Origin of the sequence: Blautia ammoniilytica (assembly GCF_025566965.1) — a bacterium.
Classification (GTDB): Bacteria; Bacillota; Clostridia; order Lachnospirales; family Lachnospiraceae; genus Blautia_A; species Blautia_A ammoniilytica.
The window spans coordinates 1-15997 of record NZ_JAOQJL010000005.1; the positions used below are offsets into that span (position 1 = coordinate 1).

Here is a 15997-nt window from a genome sequence, read left to right on the forward strand (position 1 = left end):
CCTTCGGGAACGAGTTTGTCAAGATGATTTTTGTAAGTTTTCTAAATTCAAATATTTATCCGCTGAAAAATCTCCTAACATCTCGTGTCTGCATATCTCTTGAAACACCGTATTCAAAGGCTTCTTCGCACTTTCCGATTGCTTCACATTTACAATAAAAGTTGTTTTGCCTATTCGTGTTGTATAAGATAAAATATTCTCTTTCATATAATCATTTTCTCCTTTTCATAAATTGATTGTGGGGCATTCCGTTTGGAACACCCCACAAATACAGCCTGTTTCATCGGAACATATCAAGAAGTCATTAAGTCGTGAGTATAATGGAAAAGGTTATCTTTCCATACCTCGCTTGCTCTTTCGTGCCTTGATACGCTCCTGTCTTTCTTTTTCCCTTGCTTCTTTTTCGGCTCGTTCCTGTGCTTCCTTAAAAGAAAAAAGTTGCTTCACTTTTTCGGTAAAAAGTTTGGCAACTTCGGGGAAATGTTCCAACGCTTCAAGAAAAGGTCTGCACTTTTCTTTCAGTTCGTTGTATTTGGTTTTCATTCGTTCCAATGCGTTTGCACTGTCCATATACTTCTGTCGGTAAAAATTTGCACTCTGCTCAAATTTTTTGATTTCCGCACGACTTGTGATACCCTCTTTGGCAAGGGCAGTCAGCTCAGAATAGTCCTTTTGGGAAATTGCCATTTTGCCTGTGAATGTTTTCTGTCCCATACTGTCAATCTCGTTTAAGGTTTTGGAAATATGACGGGCAGGCTCATACTTAACCTGTTCCTTTTGAATACGCTTCTGCAACTTCTCCAATCGCTCTTTGTCCTGTTGGATTTGATATTGCAGGGAAGTCAAATGCTCTGCTGTACTTCCGTATTCGCCACGCTGAAAGCCTTTGAACCCTTGTTCCGTCATATAGTGAAACAATTCATCTTGCAGTATGCTGTACGAAGCTCGGAACATCGGTTTCCCGTTCTTTCTTAGCAACGGATTTCCTTTTTCATCGGTCATCGGAATATCCGATTTCCATTTCTTTGAATGGCTAATCTGATTAACCACTTCCTTAACTGTTCCTCGCAATTTCTCGTCTTTGCAACGCTTACTCCACAAGATTTCTTTCTCCACCACAGGCAGAACCATAGCGTGAAGATGATAGTGGTAAACCTCTTTTCCAAGTTCTTCGCTTGCGGCTACATTGATTTCATCAGCGTGCATTACCGCCGATATAACATTGTCCGCACCGAATTTTTCTTCAATAAAATGATAGGCTTCTTCATAAAACTGCTTTGCGTATTCATAACCGCCGTTACGCTCGAAGTACATCGTGTTCACATCAATCACAATCTCATTAAACAGCGTTGCGTCTTTCCTTAACCCACGAAGCGACACCTGACCGTCTGTTTCCATCTGCTTTAACTGTTCCATATAGGTCGGGGCTGTCGGCTTTTTGAAATGCACATTAAAGGGTATTCGTTCCACAATCACATTCATATTTTCATAGGTTTCATTCTTGCGTTCGTTGTGTCTTTCTGCCTTACTCACATCAGAAGCGGTGTACTTTTTTACCCTTGCACAACTCATATCCGCCTTATTGTTTTTTGCCATTTTGCTCTCCTTTCCAGACAGGGCGAAGCCATTACACAACATTCTTTGAATGTGTGTAACCCACTATGACACTTTCAGACTTCGTCTGCAAAGATGTCGTGGGCAAGGGAGTTCCCCCTTGACCTCCTTTAGATACCTCAATCATAAAAACAGACTGTCCCGCCATCAGACAGCCTGCTTTTATTCTCTCGGTATATCGCCCATCGGCAAAGACCAGTACCACAGAAAGCCTCGTTTTCGTGAGATAACGCCTGCTTTCTTCTTTGCCTTTTTGATGGTCGATTTCTTGAACCCTGCGGCTTCAAGTCTTTCTTCGCAATCCGAAGAAAGCATTTCTCCGTCTTTCAGCATTTCTAAAAGAAATTCTTTCGCCTTGATTTCCTTGTCGTTCGGTCTGCCCATTTTAGGGGCAAGGGACTGGAACGCTTCTTCTGCTGTCATTTCCATTTCAGAAATAAAGTCCACTCCCTTTTCTGCAACCTCAAAGAGAATTGCAGAGCCTGTCGGGGCAAGGTTGGATTTCACTTGAACCATATATCTTGCCGCCGGTGCTTCTTTGTTCGGTGTGCGTGTGATTGCAAGAATACTTCTTGCAGCACCCGCAATATCAATAGAACCGTTGGTACGATAAAGAGGGTTGGTATCTCTCATCTTGTTCATATGAGCGATAATCACGATGGCACAGCCTGTATTTTTTGCAACTGCAATCAAGTGATTAAACTCTGCCCTTGTTTCGTTGGCATTGTTCATTGAACAGTTCTCTCCGATATAGGAACTCATCGGGTCAAGAATTAAAAGTTTTGCGTGATACCTTTCGATTGCTTCAGCAATACGGTTATCTCCAAAGGATAAAGATTTTTCATCTTCTTTGATGAAGATAAGATTTTCTCCGTTCCCACCGGCAGAGTTAAAACGGGGGACTACCGTATCGTCTGCATCATCTTCCGTTGTCTGATAGATGACTGTCATAGGCTCTGTTTCTTCTTCGGTAAAGGGGAGAGGTTCTCCCTTTGAGAGCAGGGCGGCTATGGAAAGCATTAACTTGCTTTTCCCATCGCCAGGATCGCCCTGCAAGAGCGTAACCTTGCCGAACGGAATATACGGATACCACAGCCATTTCACTTCTTTCGGTTCAATCTCACTTGCCTTGATAATTTCAAGCGGTACATTTACATTCATCTCATTTTCCATTTTCATCATTGTTCTTCGTTCTCCTTTTCGATAAATACTTCGGGCAGAGCACCACGATACAGCGGAAACTCTGCTTACAGTCATTACTGCATTTTCTGCAAAGTTCGTTGTAGGTAATGCGATTTCTTTCATTCAGAAACAATGCCCACTCTTGTTTCCGTTTCTTACTCATTCTCGGCATATCAATCCTCCTTTCCGCCTGAAAACAAAAAACCACAGGGAAGATACTTACTGCCTTGTTTCTGTCATTTCTCGGGGCGAAAATCGGGCAAAATTGCCTTTCTAAGCCTTTCAAAAAATCACACAAGGTATTTGTACTAACCTGTGGTTATGTATAAAATTGTAGGGTTTGGGGTAACAAAAAACACCGTATTTCTACGATGTTTTTCGTACTTCAACTATTGTTGTTTCACCAAACTAATCTTTATCTTGTCCACGACACTTTAACGCTTTAATTAAAAGATATTTCGACATCATTTAATAATTGTATTTATAGCGGACTGCACTGCTTTATATCTTCCTTCATCTGATAATGATGCCAAGCAGGTAATCAAATATTCCTTGCCATCTTTTTTATAAAGAACAACAATATTATAGGAAGATGCCATAGTTCCTGTTTTTATTCCTTTTACATTTTCATTATAGTACGGTGACTTTTTATCTAAAAACTTATTGGTATTTTTCCAAGTAAATTCACCTTGTGGAGTTTGAATTGAGAAAGTGCTTTTCCCTACACATTCTTTAACAAAATCATAATTATAAAGCTTCAAGGCTACACGATTAATATCATCCAAATGTGTATCGGCTGACATAGCTGCCCCGCTCGGATCATTATACAAATTTGTTTTAGAATAGCCTTCTTCAATTAAATACTCACTTAGCTCTGTCATAAAATAATTTATATATTCCGTTGCTGTATAGCCCTCTCCTAATTCATTTTTAGCAATATAATATGCCAACGAATAGGCAGCATCGTTTCCCGAAGGAACAAGCATAGCTTCCATTATTTCTTTTACTGTGTACTTCCCAACTTTTAGATTTGCTAAAGATGACCCAGCCGGCACAAGATCCAATACCTCTTGATTTACTTCAATAACATCTTCCAAGTTAACTTTTGTCAAAGCATAGTCAATGACAAATAGTTTTGCCAAACTTGCTACTGTGGGCAATTGGCTATCTCCCTCGTAAAATAAATATTCACCCTGTTCAATATCATAAACAGAAAACGAAAGAGCGTCCTGAGGAATGTTAAGCTCATTTGTACTCAGTTGAAAATCGATTTTTTTATACACATCCTTAAAAAAATCAAAACGATAAATCCCTGTTTTATATAATCCAACTACTGCTACAAACGCTATAAGCAAGACTGTTGTAAAAACCATTATTATCTTTATCTTTTTGTATTTTCTATTCTCCTTCATACTCTCACCTACAAATTCATTTCGTTATTCCTAATAAAATACAACCTTCCATTAAACATTATAACAAAAGTCATCATTTTTTTCAATACTTCAAACTACTTCGACTACACTCACAACTTAATGACTTCTTGAATACTTCCCGAAAAAGAAAACTGCCATCAATTAAGACAGCAGTTCCTTTTCGGCTGGTATGCTATTAGGAATACACAATATCGTTCAATACAATCTCATCTGCACAGGCTCGGATATTATTCATCAATCCGACCCATCTCATCATATCCTCCGCTTTCAGTTGTTCCGTCACACCTTGTTTTCTTGCCATTTCCTTTATCAGATACTCCGCCATATTACACGCCGAAGTATCAATTTCAGCAAGGTGTTCATATAACTTTCCGCTTGTAAGCAGATTGAAATATAAGACTTTCTTGTGTTCCCTTAAATATTTTTCCCTCGTTCTTCCGTATTTTATGAGCGTAGACGGTTCTTCGTTTTCTATCGTCAAGCAGGGATAGTAATAATCTCCGATGAGTTCGTACTGGATACCAGTTCTTTCGTCTGTAATAAATCTTTGCATTCTGATTTCTCCTTTTGCTTCTTGTGATAAAATTCCAAAGATTTCTCGTTGTGGTTTTGCTTTTGACATTCCTCGGAACAGAATTTCTGCTGACTGTGTGTAGGCCAGTAGGTACTGCCACACACAGCACAGACACGCTGACGATAATAATGATTTCCTCTTTCTGCTTCTCTGTCGGCTTTCTTTTGGTCCTGCCTTGCCTGATAGCAGCAATCCTTTGAACAGAATATCTGTCGGTTACTTGTAGGCACAAACTCTTTTTGACAGTGAGGGCATATCTTTGTCTTGACGATTTCTCCACCGGTTTCAGCGAGTTTTTTCGCCTTTCGCTTCTCTCGGTAGGCTATTTCACGCTCACGCTGTTTTGCCAAGCGTTCCATCTCGATCTGTTCTTCCTGTGCCTTTATTTCAGCAAGTTCTTCTTCTGTATAGGCAATATCGACCCGCCCGACATAGTTGAAGTAAATATCAACCTTTTGTGTCCTTGCTTTTCCCACACCCTCTGCTTCATATACCACAATCTTGTCAATGAGTTCAGCAAACATCAAATCGGAAATTTCTGTCGGCTCTTTGCACTTGCGAATTAAAGAAATGAAATGCTTAATATCAACAGCATTTACTTTTTCTTCGGCAAGTTCCTTTTCCATTACTTCAATCTTCGTTTCCAGTTCAGCCTGCTCGTCATCGTACTGCTTCATCAGTTGCTTGTACTGTCTTTCGGGCAGTAAACCCGAAACAAGATTTTCATACAAACCACGAATGAGTTTGGAAAGCTCATCGTATCGCTTCTGAAAACGGAGCAATTCCGATTTATTCTGCTTTGGCTTTTCTGTCTGCTTTTCATTCCATAAGGCTTGAAGTTCTTTTGCAAAGGCTTCTTCGTCATTCAGAACAAATCTTGATAATCGTTTTACAGCCGATAATATCAAGGTTTCAACATTATCAGCACTAATTGAATGGGCAGAGCAGGAGTTTACTTTGCTTGCATACCCACCGCAACGGTAAGAATACTGCACCGAACGGTCTTTTTTACTGTAATGCGTTTGCAGGGTCATTCTTCTTCCACAATCTGCACAGTACAGATAACCGCTTAAACGGTTGCTATGCGTACCTTTTGTGGCTGTTCTGTTTGCTCGTTTCTTTCGCTTCTGAACGCTGTCCCAAAGTTCCTGCGTGATGATAGGCTCGTGCGTATTATAAAATACATACTGTTCATCTTCATCGGTATTCTTCCTTTTGTGCAGTTTGAAATTCGTACTGACCGATTTACGCAAAACGGTATGACCGAGATATTCCTGTCTGCTTAAAATCCCTCTTATGGTTGACATTCCCCAAAGATACGGGTCTGTAAACTTTATTCCATTATACTGTTCGGGGTGATATTCCCTTGCGTGTGCCGCCGGAATTAAAACCTTTTCTTCGGTAAGCAATTCAGCGATTGCTCTCGGACTTTTTCCCTCGTTGGCAAGCAGAAAGATACGCTTTACTACCTCAGAAGCCACAGGGTCAACGACAAGCGTTTGTTTGTCGGTTGCTAATCGGTTATATCCATAAGGGATTGAACCACTGCAACGCTTCCCGTCTTTCATACGGGCGTCAAACACAGCCTTGATTTTATTGCTTGTGTCTTTGGCGTACCATTCGTTCATTATATTCAAAAATGGGGCAAAGTCATTATCAGAAGCATTATTACTGTCAATGCTGTTGTTTATTGCAAGAAAACGGACATCTTTCTGTGGGAACAGAACTTCCGTATAAAAGCCGACTTGCAGATAGTTTCGTCCTAATCGGCTCATATCCTTAACAATAATCGTTGCGACATTTCCTGCTTCTACTTCCTTAATCAACTCCTGAAAACTCGGACGATTGAAATTCACACCCGAAAAACCATCGTCAGTAAAATGGCGGATATTCGTAAAGCCATTTCTTCGGGCGTAATCTTCCAAGTATTGTTTTTGGTTGGTTATTGAATTTGACTCACCATTAAGGTCATCATCTCTTGATAAACGCTCATAAAGTGCTGTAATCTTTGAAGTCCTTGACATTCTCTTAACCTCCTTTCCTTATGTAATCTGTTTAGTATTAAAAGTATTACTCCCTCTACTAATAGGAGAAAATAGGGGTACAAAGCGGAACTGTTTTTCAAGAAAATCAAAAAAATTCTTGAAGTTCCAAAACCAATTTTGATATCCTATTTTCAATTTAGGAACGCATTATTTATCGTCTTACTAAAGTATAGCCCTCGGGAGCAAGTTCGATGCTCGTGACAACTTCTCCAAAAGTGGAAGCCCAGGAATCAAACAGTCCAAGTCCCATATTTTGTAATTTACTGTTCTGCAGATATCGCTGCATAACATATAATTCCGTCATACTATTGCTGATTGGTGTGCCCGTGGCAAAAGTAATGCCTTTTCCTCCAGTAATCTCATCCAGATACTGACATTTATTGAACATATCTGCCGACTTCTGTGCTTCGTTCTGTGCAATCCCGGCTACATTCCTCATTTTTGTATAGAGAAACGCATTTTTATAGCTGTGTGCTTCATCTACATACAAGTGATCTACTCCCAGTTCTTCAAACGTAACTACCTGATCTTTTTTTTCTTTCTGATTCAGCTTTTCCAGCCTTGTCTGCAGTGTCTTTCTGGTTTTTTCAATCTGTTTGACGGTATAACGTCCGCCATCCTGTTCATACCTTGCACTCTGAATCGCCATTTCCAGATCATCAATCTGCTTCCGCAGCATAGCTTCCTGCCTCTCATCAGAGATTGGTATACGCTCAAACTGGGAATGACCAATAATAATAGCATCGTAATTTCCCATAGCGATTCTGGCACAGAACTTTTTCCGATTCGCCGGTTCAAAATCTTTCTTGGTTGCCACCAGAATATTGGCACCTGGATATAACTGCAGGAATTCTGCTCCCCACTGCTCCGTCAAATGGTTTGGAACGACAAAGAGGTTTTTCTGAGATAATCCCAGACGTTTGCTCTCCATTGCAGCCGCTACCATCTCGTAGGTCTTCCCAGCTCCTACTACATGAGCAAGAAGCACATTATCACCATAAAGCTGATGTGCGACTGCATTTTTCTGGTGTGGGCGAAGCTCAATTTCCGGATTCATTCCAGGGAATGTCAGATGGCTGCCATCATATTCACGAGGTCGGATACTGTTAAATCGTTCATTGTAAACTTTTACCAGTCTTTCACGCCTCTGCTGATCTTTAAAAATCCAATCCTTAAATGCTGCTTTCATGGCATCCTGCTTCTGTGATGCCAGCATGGTTTCTTTCTTATTGAGGACACGGATTTCATCACCATTCTCATTGACACTCTTATCATAGATGCGTACATCTTTCAGGTTCAGGGTATCTTCCAGAATCTTATAGGCATTTGCTCTCTCAGTTCCATACGTTGCATAGGCAAACGCATTTCTCGGACTGTCGGCATTCTTTCCTGTAATCCTCCATTCACCATTGACCTCAGAGTATTTTACCTGTATTTCCTTCTGTGCAAGATACCACGGGGTATGAAGCAGTTCCCGCATAAAGTCCTGATAATCCGATGGTTCAATCCAGGTTGCCCCAATCCTTATTTCTATTTCAGATGCTTCCAGATTTCTTGGCTGAACTGCCTCCAATGCACGGACATTCGGTGTAAATTCCGGACGATTCTCTGCAAAGGTTCTCGCAGTATTTAATTTATCCCTGACATTTCCGGACAGATATTCATCTCCGCTCTCCCACTGGTCTGTCAGTGGATTCTTAAAGATAACTCCAACCAGTTCCTCCGTGATTTTTTCTTCTGTCTTTCCAGTCAGCTGTGCCATATAGTTCAGATCCACCTTTGCTCTTTCATTCAAAGATAATGCTAACGCTTCTGTCGCTGTCTCAACGCTTGTCACAGCGACCGCCTTTTTAATGGTTCGCTTAGTAAACATGTCTGCTTTTCGTTTCAGCGTTCCATCTTCGTTCAAGTCTTCCAGTGAACACAGCAGACAATAAGAAGAGTCATCAGAAAATGCACGTTTGTTGGCATTACTTCCAATGACTCCATACTTTGCCGTGTAGGTATCATATACCTGATTCAGTTTCTCCTGCTGTTTCTGGATTTCTTCGTCTGTGACGGATTCCTCCATCTGCATGGCGATCAACTCCCGGACAGTATCACGGATTGCAACCATGCCTTTTACACGTTCTGCAGTAGCGGCAGGCATCTTCACCTGATTCATCAATGAGTTGACACGGTAATATACCTGATCATCTACCACCGTATAGCTGTAATTTCTGACATTCGGATCTGCCGGAATACTCTCTGGCATCTCATCCAGTTCTGTTTCCACATCTACTGCCGGTACCATGCTTCCATGAATGTTCTTGACCGCTTCTGCAAGCTGGAGTTCAAGGTCAGCACCTTCTATCGGCATACAAGTTGTTTCCGTACCATATGGACCCGATACTTCTTTCATCTCACCCAGAATCATTTCAGGATGGTCTGCAAAATACTGGTTGACTGTAATTCCATTGGTATCACTTCCAAGATTCACCCACTCCGGCATCTCTTTTGTCATGCTGTCACGCTTCTGGAAAAACAAAATATCAGCACTGACTTCTGTTCCTGCATTTGCCTTAAAAGCTGTGTTGGGCAGTCGGATTGCTCCCAACAGATCTGCCCTCTCTGCCAGATATTTCCGTACTTCCGGTGACGCCTTATCCATGGTTCCCTTTGTTGTGATCAAAGCAGCCACACCACCTGGACGTAACTGATCTATCGTTTTGGCAAGAAAGTAATCATGAATCATGAAATTGAAGCGATCATACTGACGGTCATTGACCTTATATGCACCGAATGGCACATTTCCAATCGCCACATCAAAGAAATCATTAGGATAATCTGTCTTCTCAAAACCTTTGATCTGAATATTGGCATCAGGATAGAGCAGCTTTGCAATTCTGCCGCTGATGCTGTCCAATTCCACACCATAAAGTTTGGACTGGTTTAGATTCTCCGGAAGCATTCCAAAAAAGTTCCCGACTCCCATAGATGGCTCCAGGATATTTCCTTTTGTAAATCCCAGATTCTCCAACACCTGATACATACTGTCAATCACAATCGGCTGTGTATAATGAGCATTTAAGGTGGAAGCTCTGGCGGCAGCATATTCCTCCGGTGTAAGAACCGTCTTTAATTCCAGATATTCTGTCTCCCATGCAGCTTTTGTTTCATCAAATGCATCTGCAAGACCTCCCCAGCCAACGTACCTGGATAAAATCTCCTGTTCCTCTGGTGTCGCATTACGGTTCTCATCCTCACATTTCTTTAACAGCTGGATAGCCATGATATTGGCACGGAACTTTTCTTTTGCTGTCCCCTGCCCAAGCTCATCATCTGTGATGCGGAAGTTCGTTGCTGGAATCGGTTCTGATATTCCGTTAATCTCTTCCAAAGATTCTTTTTCTTCCGATACCTCAACTTCTCCAGATAATTCTTTTTCTTTTTTATCATAATCTGTCCACACACGATTAGAAATAGCAGTGAAATACGAGGACTCTTCCTCCATTATTTCTTCCCTGATTTCCCGTAATTTATCTAGGGTATCCGCATTTACTGTTTTGTTGTGATAATGATAATAAAGTACTTCTTGTCCAAGTTTTACATCCAGACGTTCCAATTCTTGTGTTGACATTCGATTCCAAATATCATCTTTTTCCGTATGAATCGTGAAACCTTCTCCATCATCATGATATTCTAATGTGTATTGAAGTTGATTCTCTTCTCCCTTAACTTTGCAATCAAAATCATGAATTGTTGTTCTGGTACCAGACATATATTCTGAATCAACTAATTGCAAATCAGTTATATCTTCAGCGGTTAAAGTATCCTGCTCCTGTTGTTCTCCTAACATCTGCTGTGCTTCTTCCAAGTCTGCCAGTTTTTGTGCTTCCTGTCGCTCTTCGTACTTTTCCATTTCCTCCGATGACAAATAATCATCTGTGCGGATTAACTGGCGGACACGTTCTGCAACCTTATTCCACTTTAATAGAACTTCTACTTCTGGATTGCCAATTTTTCCTTTTGCAAGTTTTAATCCTTTTGCATCATGTGATGCGTCGGAAGCACCTGCTCCTGGTATTCCGGGTGAAGAACCACCTGTTCCATATTCATTTTTCAGGAACTCAGCTGCATCTTTCATATCATAATGTTCCATGAAATATTCGTAAATCCGGTTACGTCCTCCGGCAGTAATGCCACCTCTTCTTAACACTGCATCAATTTCATCCTGTGTGATAAAGGAAAGCCCTAGACGTTCTACTTTAAATTGTTGATCCACCCAGGAGAAATCTCTCTGAAGGTCACGAAAACGCTGAGAATATACTGGATTGTGCTGAATTTCCCAACGATGATAATTACTCGGATTTTCATTCATATCCGCTTGTAACCATTCAAACTGCTGATAGATTTCTTTTTTTCCTTCTGGATCTGTCCAAGCGTTCCGAATGGTATCCTGCCAATCCGTATAAGACCGGTATTCTTCCGTATTTCTATTTGTATCTCGGAAATGAAGTGCCAGAAGATCTGTCATTTCTTTCTGTTCCTGCTCGATAGCATTATTGGAGATAAGATTATCAACGTAATTTCCCTCCTCATACATATCCCGGATCCTGTCAGCAGCTTCTTCCCACGTAACGATACGGTCAAAGTTTCTTCTTGCAGAGTCACCTCGCCGGATACGGATACCATCGTTGTCGTACCAGATACTGATTTTCTGATTATCTATGGTAAATCCTTTTCCTCCGGTGCCATATTCATCTTTCAGGAAGCTTTGCATTTCTTCATTGTCCAGACCTTCGATCAATCTTGCAGTAATATGAAACAGTGTATTTTTCTGCCCACTACCTGTGCGAAGGATATGATCGACTACTTCATCGGAAATAAGAAAAGCGGCCGGCTGTTCTAATGCAGCTGCCGCTTTCCTTATTTCTCCAAACTGTTCCTCTTCTGTTGGGAACAGGCTTAACTGTAAATAATCTCCTGGATCACCAGTTCCTCTGCCTGTGCTTTGATCTGGTTCATGTGTCTGGTCCATGCCATTGTGTCTGCCATCTTGTCTGGTGCCGGATCTTTCTCTAGAAGTTCGTTCATCAGGTTGTCTACTCTCTGTCTTGCCTGACTGTCGATCTCCATCAGATGACTGTCCAGACGGTTCTGCAGTGTCAGAATGTTGAACCTGGCTACCTTGTAATTTCTCAGATACTCTTTCCTCATCATTCCGTACTTCCCGATTGTTCCTCTTGTCTCTTCCAGGCTGATATCTGGAATCTGATACTCTCCGTTCTGGCTGTAAGTGATCTCTCTCATGCTCTGTTTCCTCCTTATTTTTTTCTCTATCTTCTGTGTTCTTTGTTTCACTTTCACGAATTAACGTGTTAACTTTATTATAAGCTACTTTCTTTTCTTTTGCAACCGTTTTCAGATCTTTTTCCAGATCATCCAATACATATCGTCCAATCTGCATCAATACCGGTCTGCTGATCTCATTCACAGAACTTCCAAGATGTCCCATAACCTTTAACTGGTTAAAATCCGTAATATGCCGAAAATCCTCTGCATCCAGATATTCCTGTACATCCAGTCCACATCGGTTCAGTAATACATACCAGACACTGTTTGTCATCAATTCCCGGAACTCCACTTTCTGATTCTGCTCGTCCAAATCTTCCAGAAAAGTACCTGATACATCCATTTGCAATTCATCGAAAGCATCCGGTAGCCAGGCCTGCACACTTTCTTCTGCCGCCTGGTGAAGAACCTCTGGCAAGCCTCCCTCTGTTGTTTCCAGTGCAAGCTGTTCCTGCAGATAATCTGCCACCAGTTGTTCTCCTTCCGGATTAAGGTTCCATAACTGTGGATCTCTGCCAAGATTTTTTACCTTATAAGTATCCTGCACATCAAAAACATATCGTAACTTCGTTTTTGGTCCGGATGTGTTATCTATCAGGGCAATTCCTTTGGAACCCTTTTTAATCCATCGGTACATCTTCTGGTTCCAGATTTCCATGGAAGCCACCGCTGTTGCTCCCGGACGCTGTGCATAGATCAAGAGCTGTTCCGGAAAAGTGTACCGGTACAGCCTGGATGCAGTATTTAGAAAACGTATCCACTCCTGCGGATTAGCGGAAACGTCCTTTGCCACTTCCTCCGTCAGCTGCTCCATTGCATATAATTTATTTGCCATCTGTTACTCCCTTTCTTCTTCCCACTTTTCTTCTACAACATCGGCAATCCGTTCCATTGCCCTTGTCACGGAAGGAAAGCTACTGCTATTATTTGCTTTTCCAATCTGATCAACAAGAAATTCCGGCATATCTGCAAGTGCTCCGGCAATCATAGCCTTTACCCTGATATCCTCCAGCATAAGAAGTTCTTTCACACCAAACTCTTCGCCAAATACATCCTGATATCTCCGTAAATCATCCAAAAGATATTCCGGTTTTAAATCTCTATCAATTTCCCTCCTTTTGTCTTCACCATATAAACACCAATCCATATTCTTTTCTCCTCCAACTTCAAAAAATTGGGGACTGCTCTGCACAGTCCCCATAAGCCATCGTTTTCTTTTCACTTTATAATGCTGTAGCAAGATCTCTCGCCTTACTCTTTGGGATTGTATCCGTCCCTTTTGCCTTGATTTCTGCCTTAGCTTTCTCCAATCTTCCATGGATTCCACCTTTTACTTCCGCTTTTTCGGCTACTTTTTCTTTCTCCAGACGTGCTTCCCTGCGCTCAGCATTTTCCAATACTGCGGTCTTTTTGTCACAGAACTGAACCTTATCAGAAAGCTGTTCCTGTCTTTCCACTTGTGTCTCATTGACTTCCTGTACCATCGCATTTAATTCTGGAACCTGTAAAATACCGTTATCCGGGAGAATCAGCACTTCATGAACGGAAGATGGGATGACAAAGTAATCACTTCCCAGGCATTCCCCAATCTGTTTTCGAATATCTTCCTGCAGTAACAGGGAAGCTCCATTCATCTTAGATTCATTGGTAAGGCAGAACATTGGATTCTCCACAGTTTCCATATCCAGTTTTTCATTCAAAAGATTCTTCGGTGTTCCTCCAAAAATCATAGATTCGATAATCTGTGTCATATCCACCAGTTGCACGCCTCTGTTCTTATCTGCCATCATCGCATCTGCCTGAATCTGTTCGACAGATACTCCCCATTCGTTCATCAGAGAAACAGTTACTGGAATACTGCTGATTCCCTCTCCATTTTCCTCCAGATTTACTGCATAATAAGCTGCAAAATCTCCGTGTTCTGTGACTACTTTGTCTGCCAAACGATCGGTATTCCATTCTTTGTCACAAATTCTCATCTGTAATTTGTCCTTCATCTTTTCATAATCAAGAATATCCGGAACTCCCATATCAAAAAATTCTGCTTTACCCTGTGCTTCAATACGCATATCAGCTACATCCCCAACACAAGAATCTACATCTTTCCCATTGATATATTCCTGGTAGAGGGAATCCAGATAGACTGTCGGTACGATTCTCTGATTCCCATTTGGAATTGTAATGCCAGTAAGCTTCAGTCCATTGTTTTTTTCTACTTCCTGAAGTTTAATTTCTGCGTCCCTGTAAGACTCTGGCAGATACTCCTTTACATTGTCTTTGACATATTCATAAAATTCTTTTCTGTTCATCATACGCTTTTACCCCTTTCTGATCATGTGATGGTTCATTCTTTTTCTGTTGACCATCTGCTCAGCTTTCTTCTGATAAGCCATCATTCTCTTTACTGTTTTCTCCTGGTTTTTTCGTGCTTCCTGTCTTTTTTCCATTGCTTTCATCATAGTTTTCTGTTCCTTTCTGTGATTTTTTGTATGAAAAAGGGAGCCTCACATAGAAGCTCCCAATCATAACCGTTGGTTTTAGTTTCCTTATTTGGTTTTCCTTTTTCTACTGATATAAAGTCCTGCCATACCTCCTGTGGAGATTACCAGAAGCAGAATCGGCAGCCAGATATTCGTGCTGTCACCTGTTTTTGGTGCATTTGATACCTTTGTCTCTTCATGGGACTGTGGTGTATCCGGTGTGTTCGGTGTTTCTGGAACTTCCGGTTTCTCATTTGTCAGATTGAAAGTAACTTCCACGACTGGTGTACTGTCATTCACATAAGCAAATGTCACTTCATGCTTGGTCTGATCCAGTGTGTATCCATCCAGTGTTTTTGTTTCCACCAGATAATACTTGATTGCTGTATCATATTTGCCGTTCTTAAATGTGGCAATCTCATACAGCTTACTTTCTGCATGACCGGCAGCATCTGTCTTTAAGGTTTCCAGAACCTTTCCTTTGCTGTCACGGAGTTCAAATTCTACCCCTTTCAGCGGTTCTCCTGACGATTTATCTGCCTTATTGAGAATCACTTTTCCCTTGGCAGTATCATCTTTCATAGCTACTTTCTGAATTTCTCCGGTATCCTTCACCTCAAATGTTACATCAGATGTCAGAAGATATCCTTTCGGTGCCTGCTCTTCACGTAAGGTATATTTACCGATTGGAAGTTTTTCGATATAGTGTGCTTCCTCTGTGGAAGTCCAGCTCTCTACTACCTGATCGTCTTTGTCAAGAACCGTCAGTTTTGCACCTGGAATCTCCGTTTCTCCTGTGATATCCGTCTTACTGATCTGCACTTTTGTCACATCATCTTTCATCTCATGCTTCTGAACCTCTGCTGTATTCTCTACTGTGAAAGTAATACTTTCTGCAGTGACATATCCATCTGCTGGTTTTGTCTCTGTCATGGTGTACTCCTTACCAACAACCAGTTCTTTGATCACATGGGATTCTTCCGTAGAAGTCCATTCATCTACTGTATTGCCATCTGAATCCGTTACTTTCAGGTGTGCACCTGGAAGTTCTTTTCCTGTTGTCAGGTCTGTTTTGGTCAGCTCCACTGTAGTTGGCTGATTCTCAAAAATAAAGTCGTAGCTTACTTCTGCCTGGTCTTCTCCGGCATATTCAAAGGTAAATTCCTGTACTTCATCTGTTGTAATAAATCCGTCCGGCGCAAAGATTTCTTTCACATAGTATTTTCCATCTACTGGAAGATCTGCCGTAAAAGTAATCTGTCCTTTTTCATCCGTTACTCGCTGCTCAATCAGACTGTCTTTCTCAAGGAGTACCTCGCCCTTTGCATTTTTGAT

12 protein-coding genes are annotated in these 15997 nt (G+C 41.3%); all 12 read right to left on the reverse strand.

Translation table 11 applies throughout. The features are described 5' to 3' along the window. Positions 1 to 18 precede the first annotated feature (18 nt). Entirely contained in the window at positions 19 to 207 is a 189-nt protein-coding gene (locus OCV61_RS03455) for a transposon-encoded TnpW family protein (RefSeq protein ID WP_021639592.1), read from the reverse strand. A gap of 123 nt (positions 208 to 330) precedes the next feature. Beyond that, on the reverse strand, positions 331 to 1596 hold the full coding sequence (locus tag OCV61_RS03460) for a plasmid recombination protein (RefSeq protein WP_035323888.1): 1266 nt from the start codon (positions 1594 to 1596) through the stop codon (positions 331 to 333). Positions 1597 to 1776: 180 nt separating this feature from the next. Then, positions 1777 to 2796, reverse strand: a complete 1020-nt coding sequence (locus tag OCV61_RS03465) for an AAA family ATPase (RefSeq protein WP_021639594.1) — start codon at positions 2794 to 2796, stop codon at positions 1777 to 1779. Next, the gene (locus OCV61_RS03470) at positions 2777 to 2968 is read right to left on the reverse strand and encodes a hypothetical protein (RefSeq protein WP_035323891.1); all 192 of its coding nucleotides are present in this window, start codon (positions 2966 to 2968) and stop codon (positions 2777 to 2779) included. Before OCV61_RS03470 ends, OCV61_RS03465 begins: the two co-directional genes overlap by 20 nt. Before the next feature lie 292 nt (positions 2969 to 3260). Beyond that, positions 3261 to 4208 (reverse strand): serine hydrolase, encoded by a 948-nt coding sequence (locus tag OCV61_RS03475; protein WP_158420699.1) that lies wholly within the window; start codon positions 4206 to 4208, stop codon positions 3261 to 3263. A 196-nt stretch (positions 4209 to 4404) separates the two neighbouring features. Continuing rightward, on the reverse strand, positions 4405 to 4782 hold the full coding sequence (locus OCV61_RS03480) for a TnpV protein (protein WP_032089827.1): 378 nt from the start codon (positions 4780 to 4782) through the stop codon (positions 4405 to 4407). After that, complete coding sequence (locus OCV61_RS03485) at positions 4707 to 6827, reverse strand: recombinase family protein (protein WP_021639598.1); 2121 nt, start codon at positions 6825 to 6827, stop codon at positions 4707 to 4709. Before OCV61_RS03485 ends, OCV61_RS03480 begins: the two co-directional genes overlap by 76 nt. A gap of 172 nt (positions 6828 to 6999) precedes the next feature. Continuing rightward, a complete protein-coding gene (locus tag OCV61_RS03490; RefSeq protein WP_158420700.1) occupies positions 7000 to 13017 on the reverse strand; it encodes a DEAD/DEAH box helicase family protein in 6018 nt (2005 codons plus the stop codon). 3 nt (positions 13018 to 13020) lie between these two features. Further along, positions 13021 to 13329 carry a hypothetical protein gene (locus OCV61_RS03495; protein ID WP_023922639.1) on the reverse strand — a complete coding sequence of 103 codons (309 nt, stop codon included), beginning with the start codon at positions 13327 to 13329 and terminating at the stop codon, positions 13021 to 13023. A 76-nt stretch (positions 13330 to 13405) separates the two neighbouring features. Then, a complete protein-coding gene (locus tag OCV61_RS03500; RefSeq protein WP_012744288.1) occupies positions 13406 to 14494 on the reverse strand; it encodes a DUF5688 family protein in 1089 nt (362 codons plus the stop codon). A gap of 6 nt (positions 14495 to 14500) precedes the next feature. Then, positions 14501 to 14641, reverse strand: a complete 141-nt coding sequence (locus OCV61_RS03505; protein WP_012744289.1) for a hypothetical protein — start codon at positions 14639 to 14641, stop codon at positions 14501 to 14503. Between the two features lie 87 nt (positions 14642 to 14728). Beyond that, on the reverse strand, positions 14729 to 15997 hold a 1269-nt coding region (locus tag OCV61_RS03510; protein ID WP_158420768.1), incomplete at its 5' end, for a SpaA isopeptide-forming pilin-related protein.

Bases quoted from the DNA above. Each gene is read 5' to 3' on its own strand.
- OCV61_RS03455 (WP_021639592.1), bottom strand. From the start codon at position 207: ATGAAAGAGAATATTTTATCTTATACAACACGAATAGGCAAAACAACT.
- OCV61_RS03460 (WP_035323888.1), bottom strand. From the start codon at position 1,596: ATGGCAAAAAACAATAAGGCGGATATGAGTTGTGCAAGGGTAAAAAAG.
- OCV61_RS03465 (WP_021639594.1), bottom strand. From the start codon at position 2,796: ATGATGAAAATGGAAAATGAGATGAATGTAAATGTACCGCTTGAAATT.
- OCV61_RS03470 (WP_035323891.1), bottom strand. From the start codon at position 2,968: ATGCCGAGAATGAGTAAGAAACGGAAACAAGAGTGGGCATTGTTTCTG.
- OCV61_RS03475 (WP_158420699.1), bottom strand. From the start codon at position 4,208: ATGAAGGAGAATAGAAAATACAAAAAGATAAAGATAATAATGGTTTTT.
- OCV61_RS03480 (WP_032089827.1), bottom strand. From the start codon at position 4,782: ATGCAAAGATTTATTACAGACGAAAGAACTGGTATCCAGTACGAACTC.
- OCV61_RS03485 (WP_021639598.1), bottom strand. From the start codon at position 6,827: ATGTCAAGGACTTCAAAGATTACAGCACTTTATGAGCGTTTATCAAGA.
- OCV61_RS03490 (WP_158420700.1), bottom strand. From the start codon at position 13,017: ATGGCAAATAAATTATATGCAATGGAGCAGCTGACGGAGGAAGTGGCA.
- OCV61_RS03495 (WP_023922639.1), bottom strand. From the start codon at position 13,329: ATGGATTGGTGTTTATATGGTGAAGACAAAAGGAGGGAAATTGATAGA.
- OCV61_RS03500 (WP_012744288.1), bottom strand. From the start codon at position 14,494: ATGATGAACAGAAAAGAATTTTATGAATATGTCAAAGACAATGTAAAG.
- OCV61_RS03505 (WP_012744289.1), bottom strand. From the start codon at position 14,641: ATGATGAAAGCAATGGAAAAAAGACAGGAAGCACGAAAAAACCAGGAG.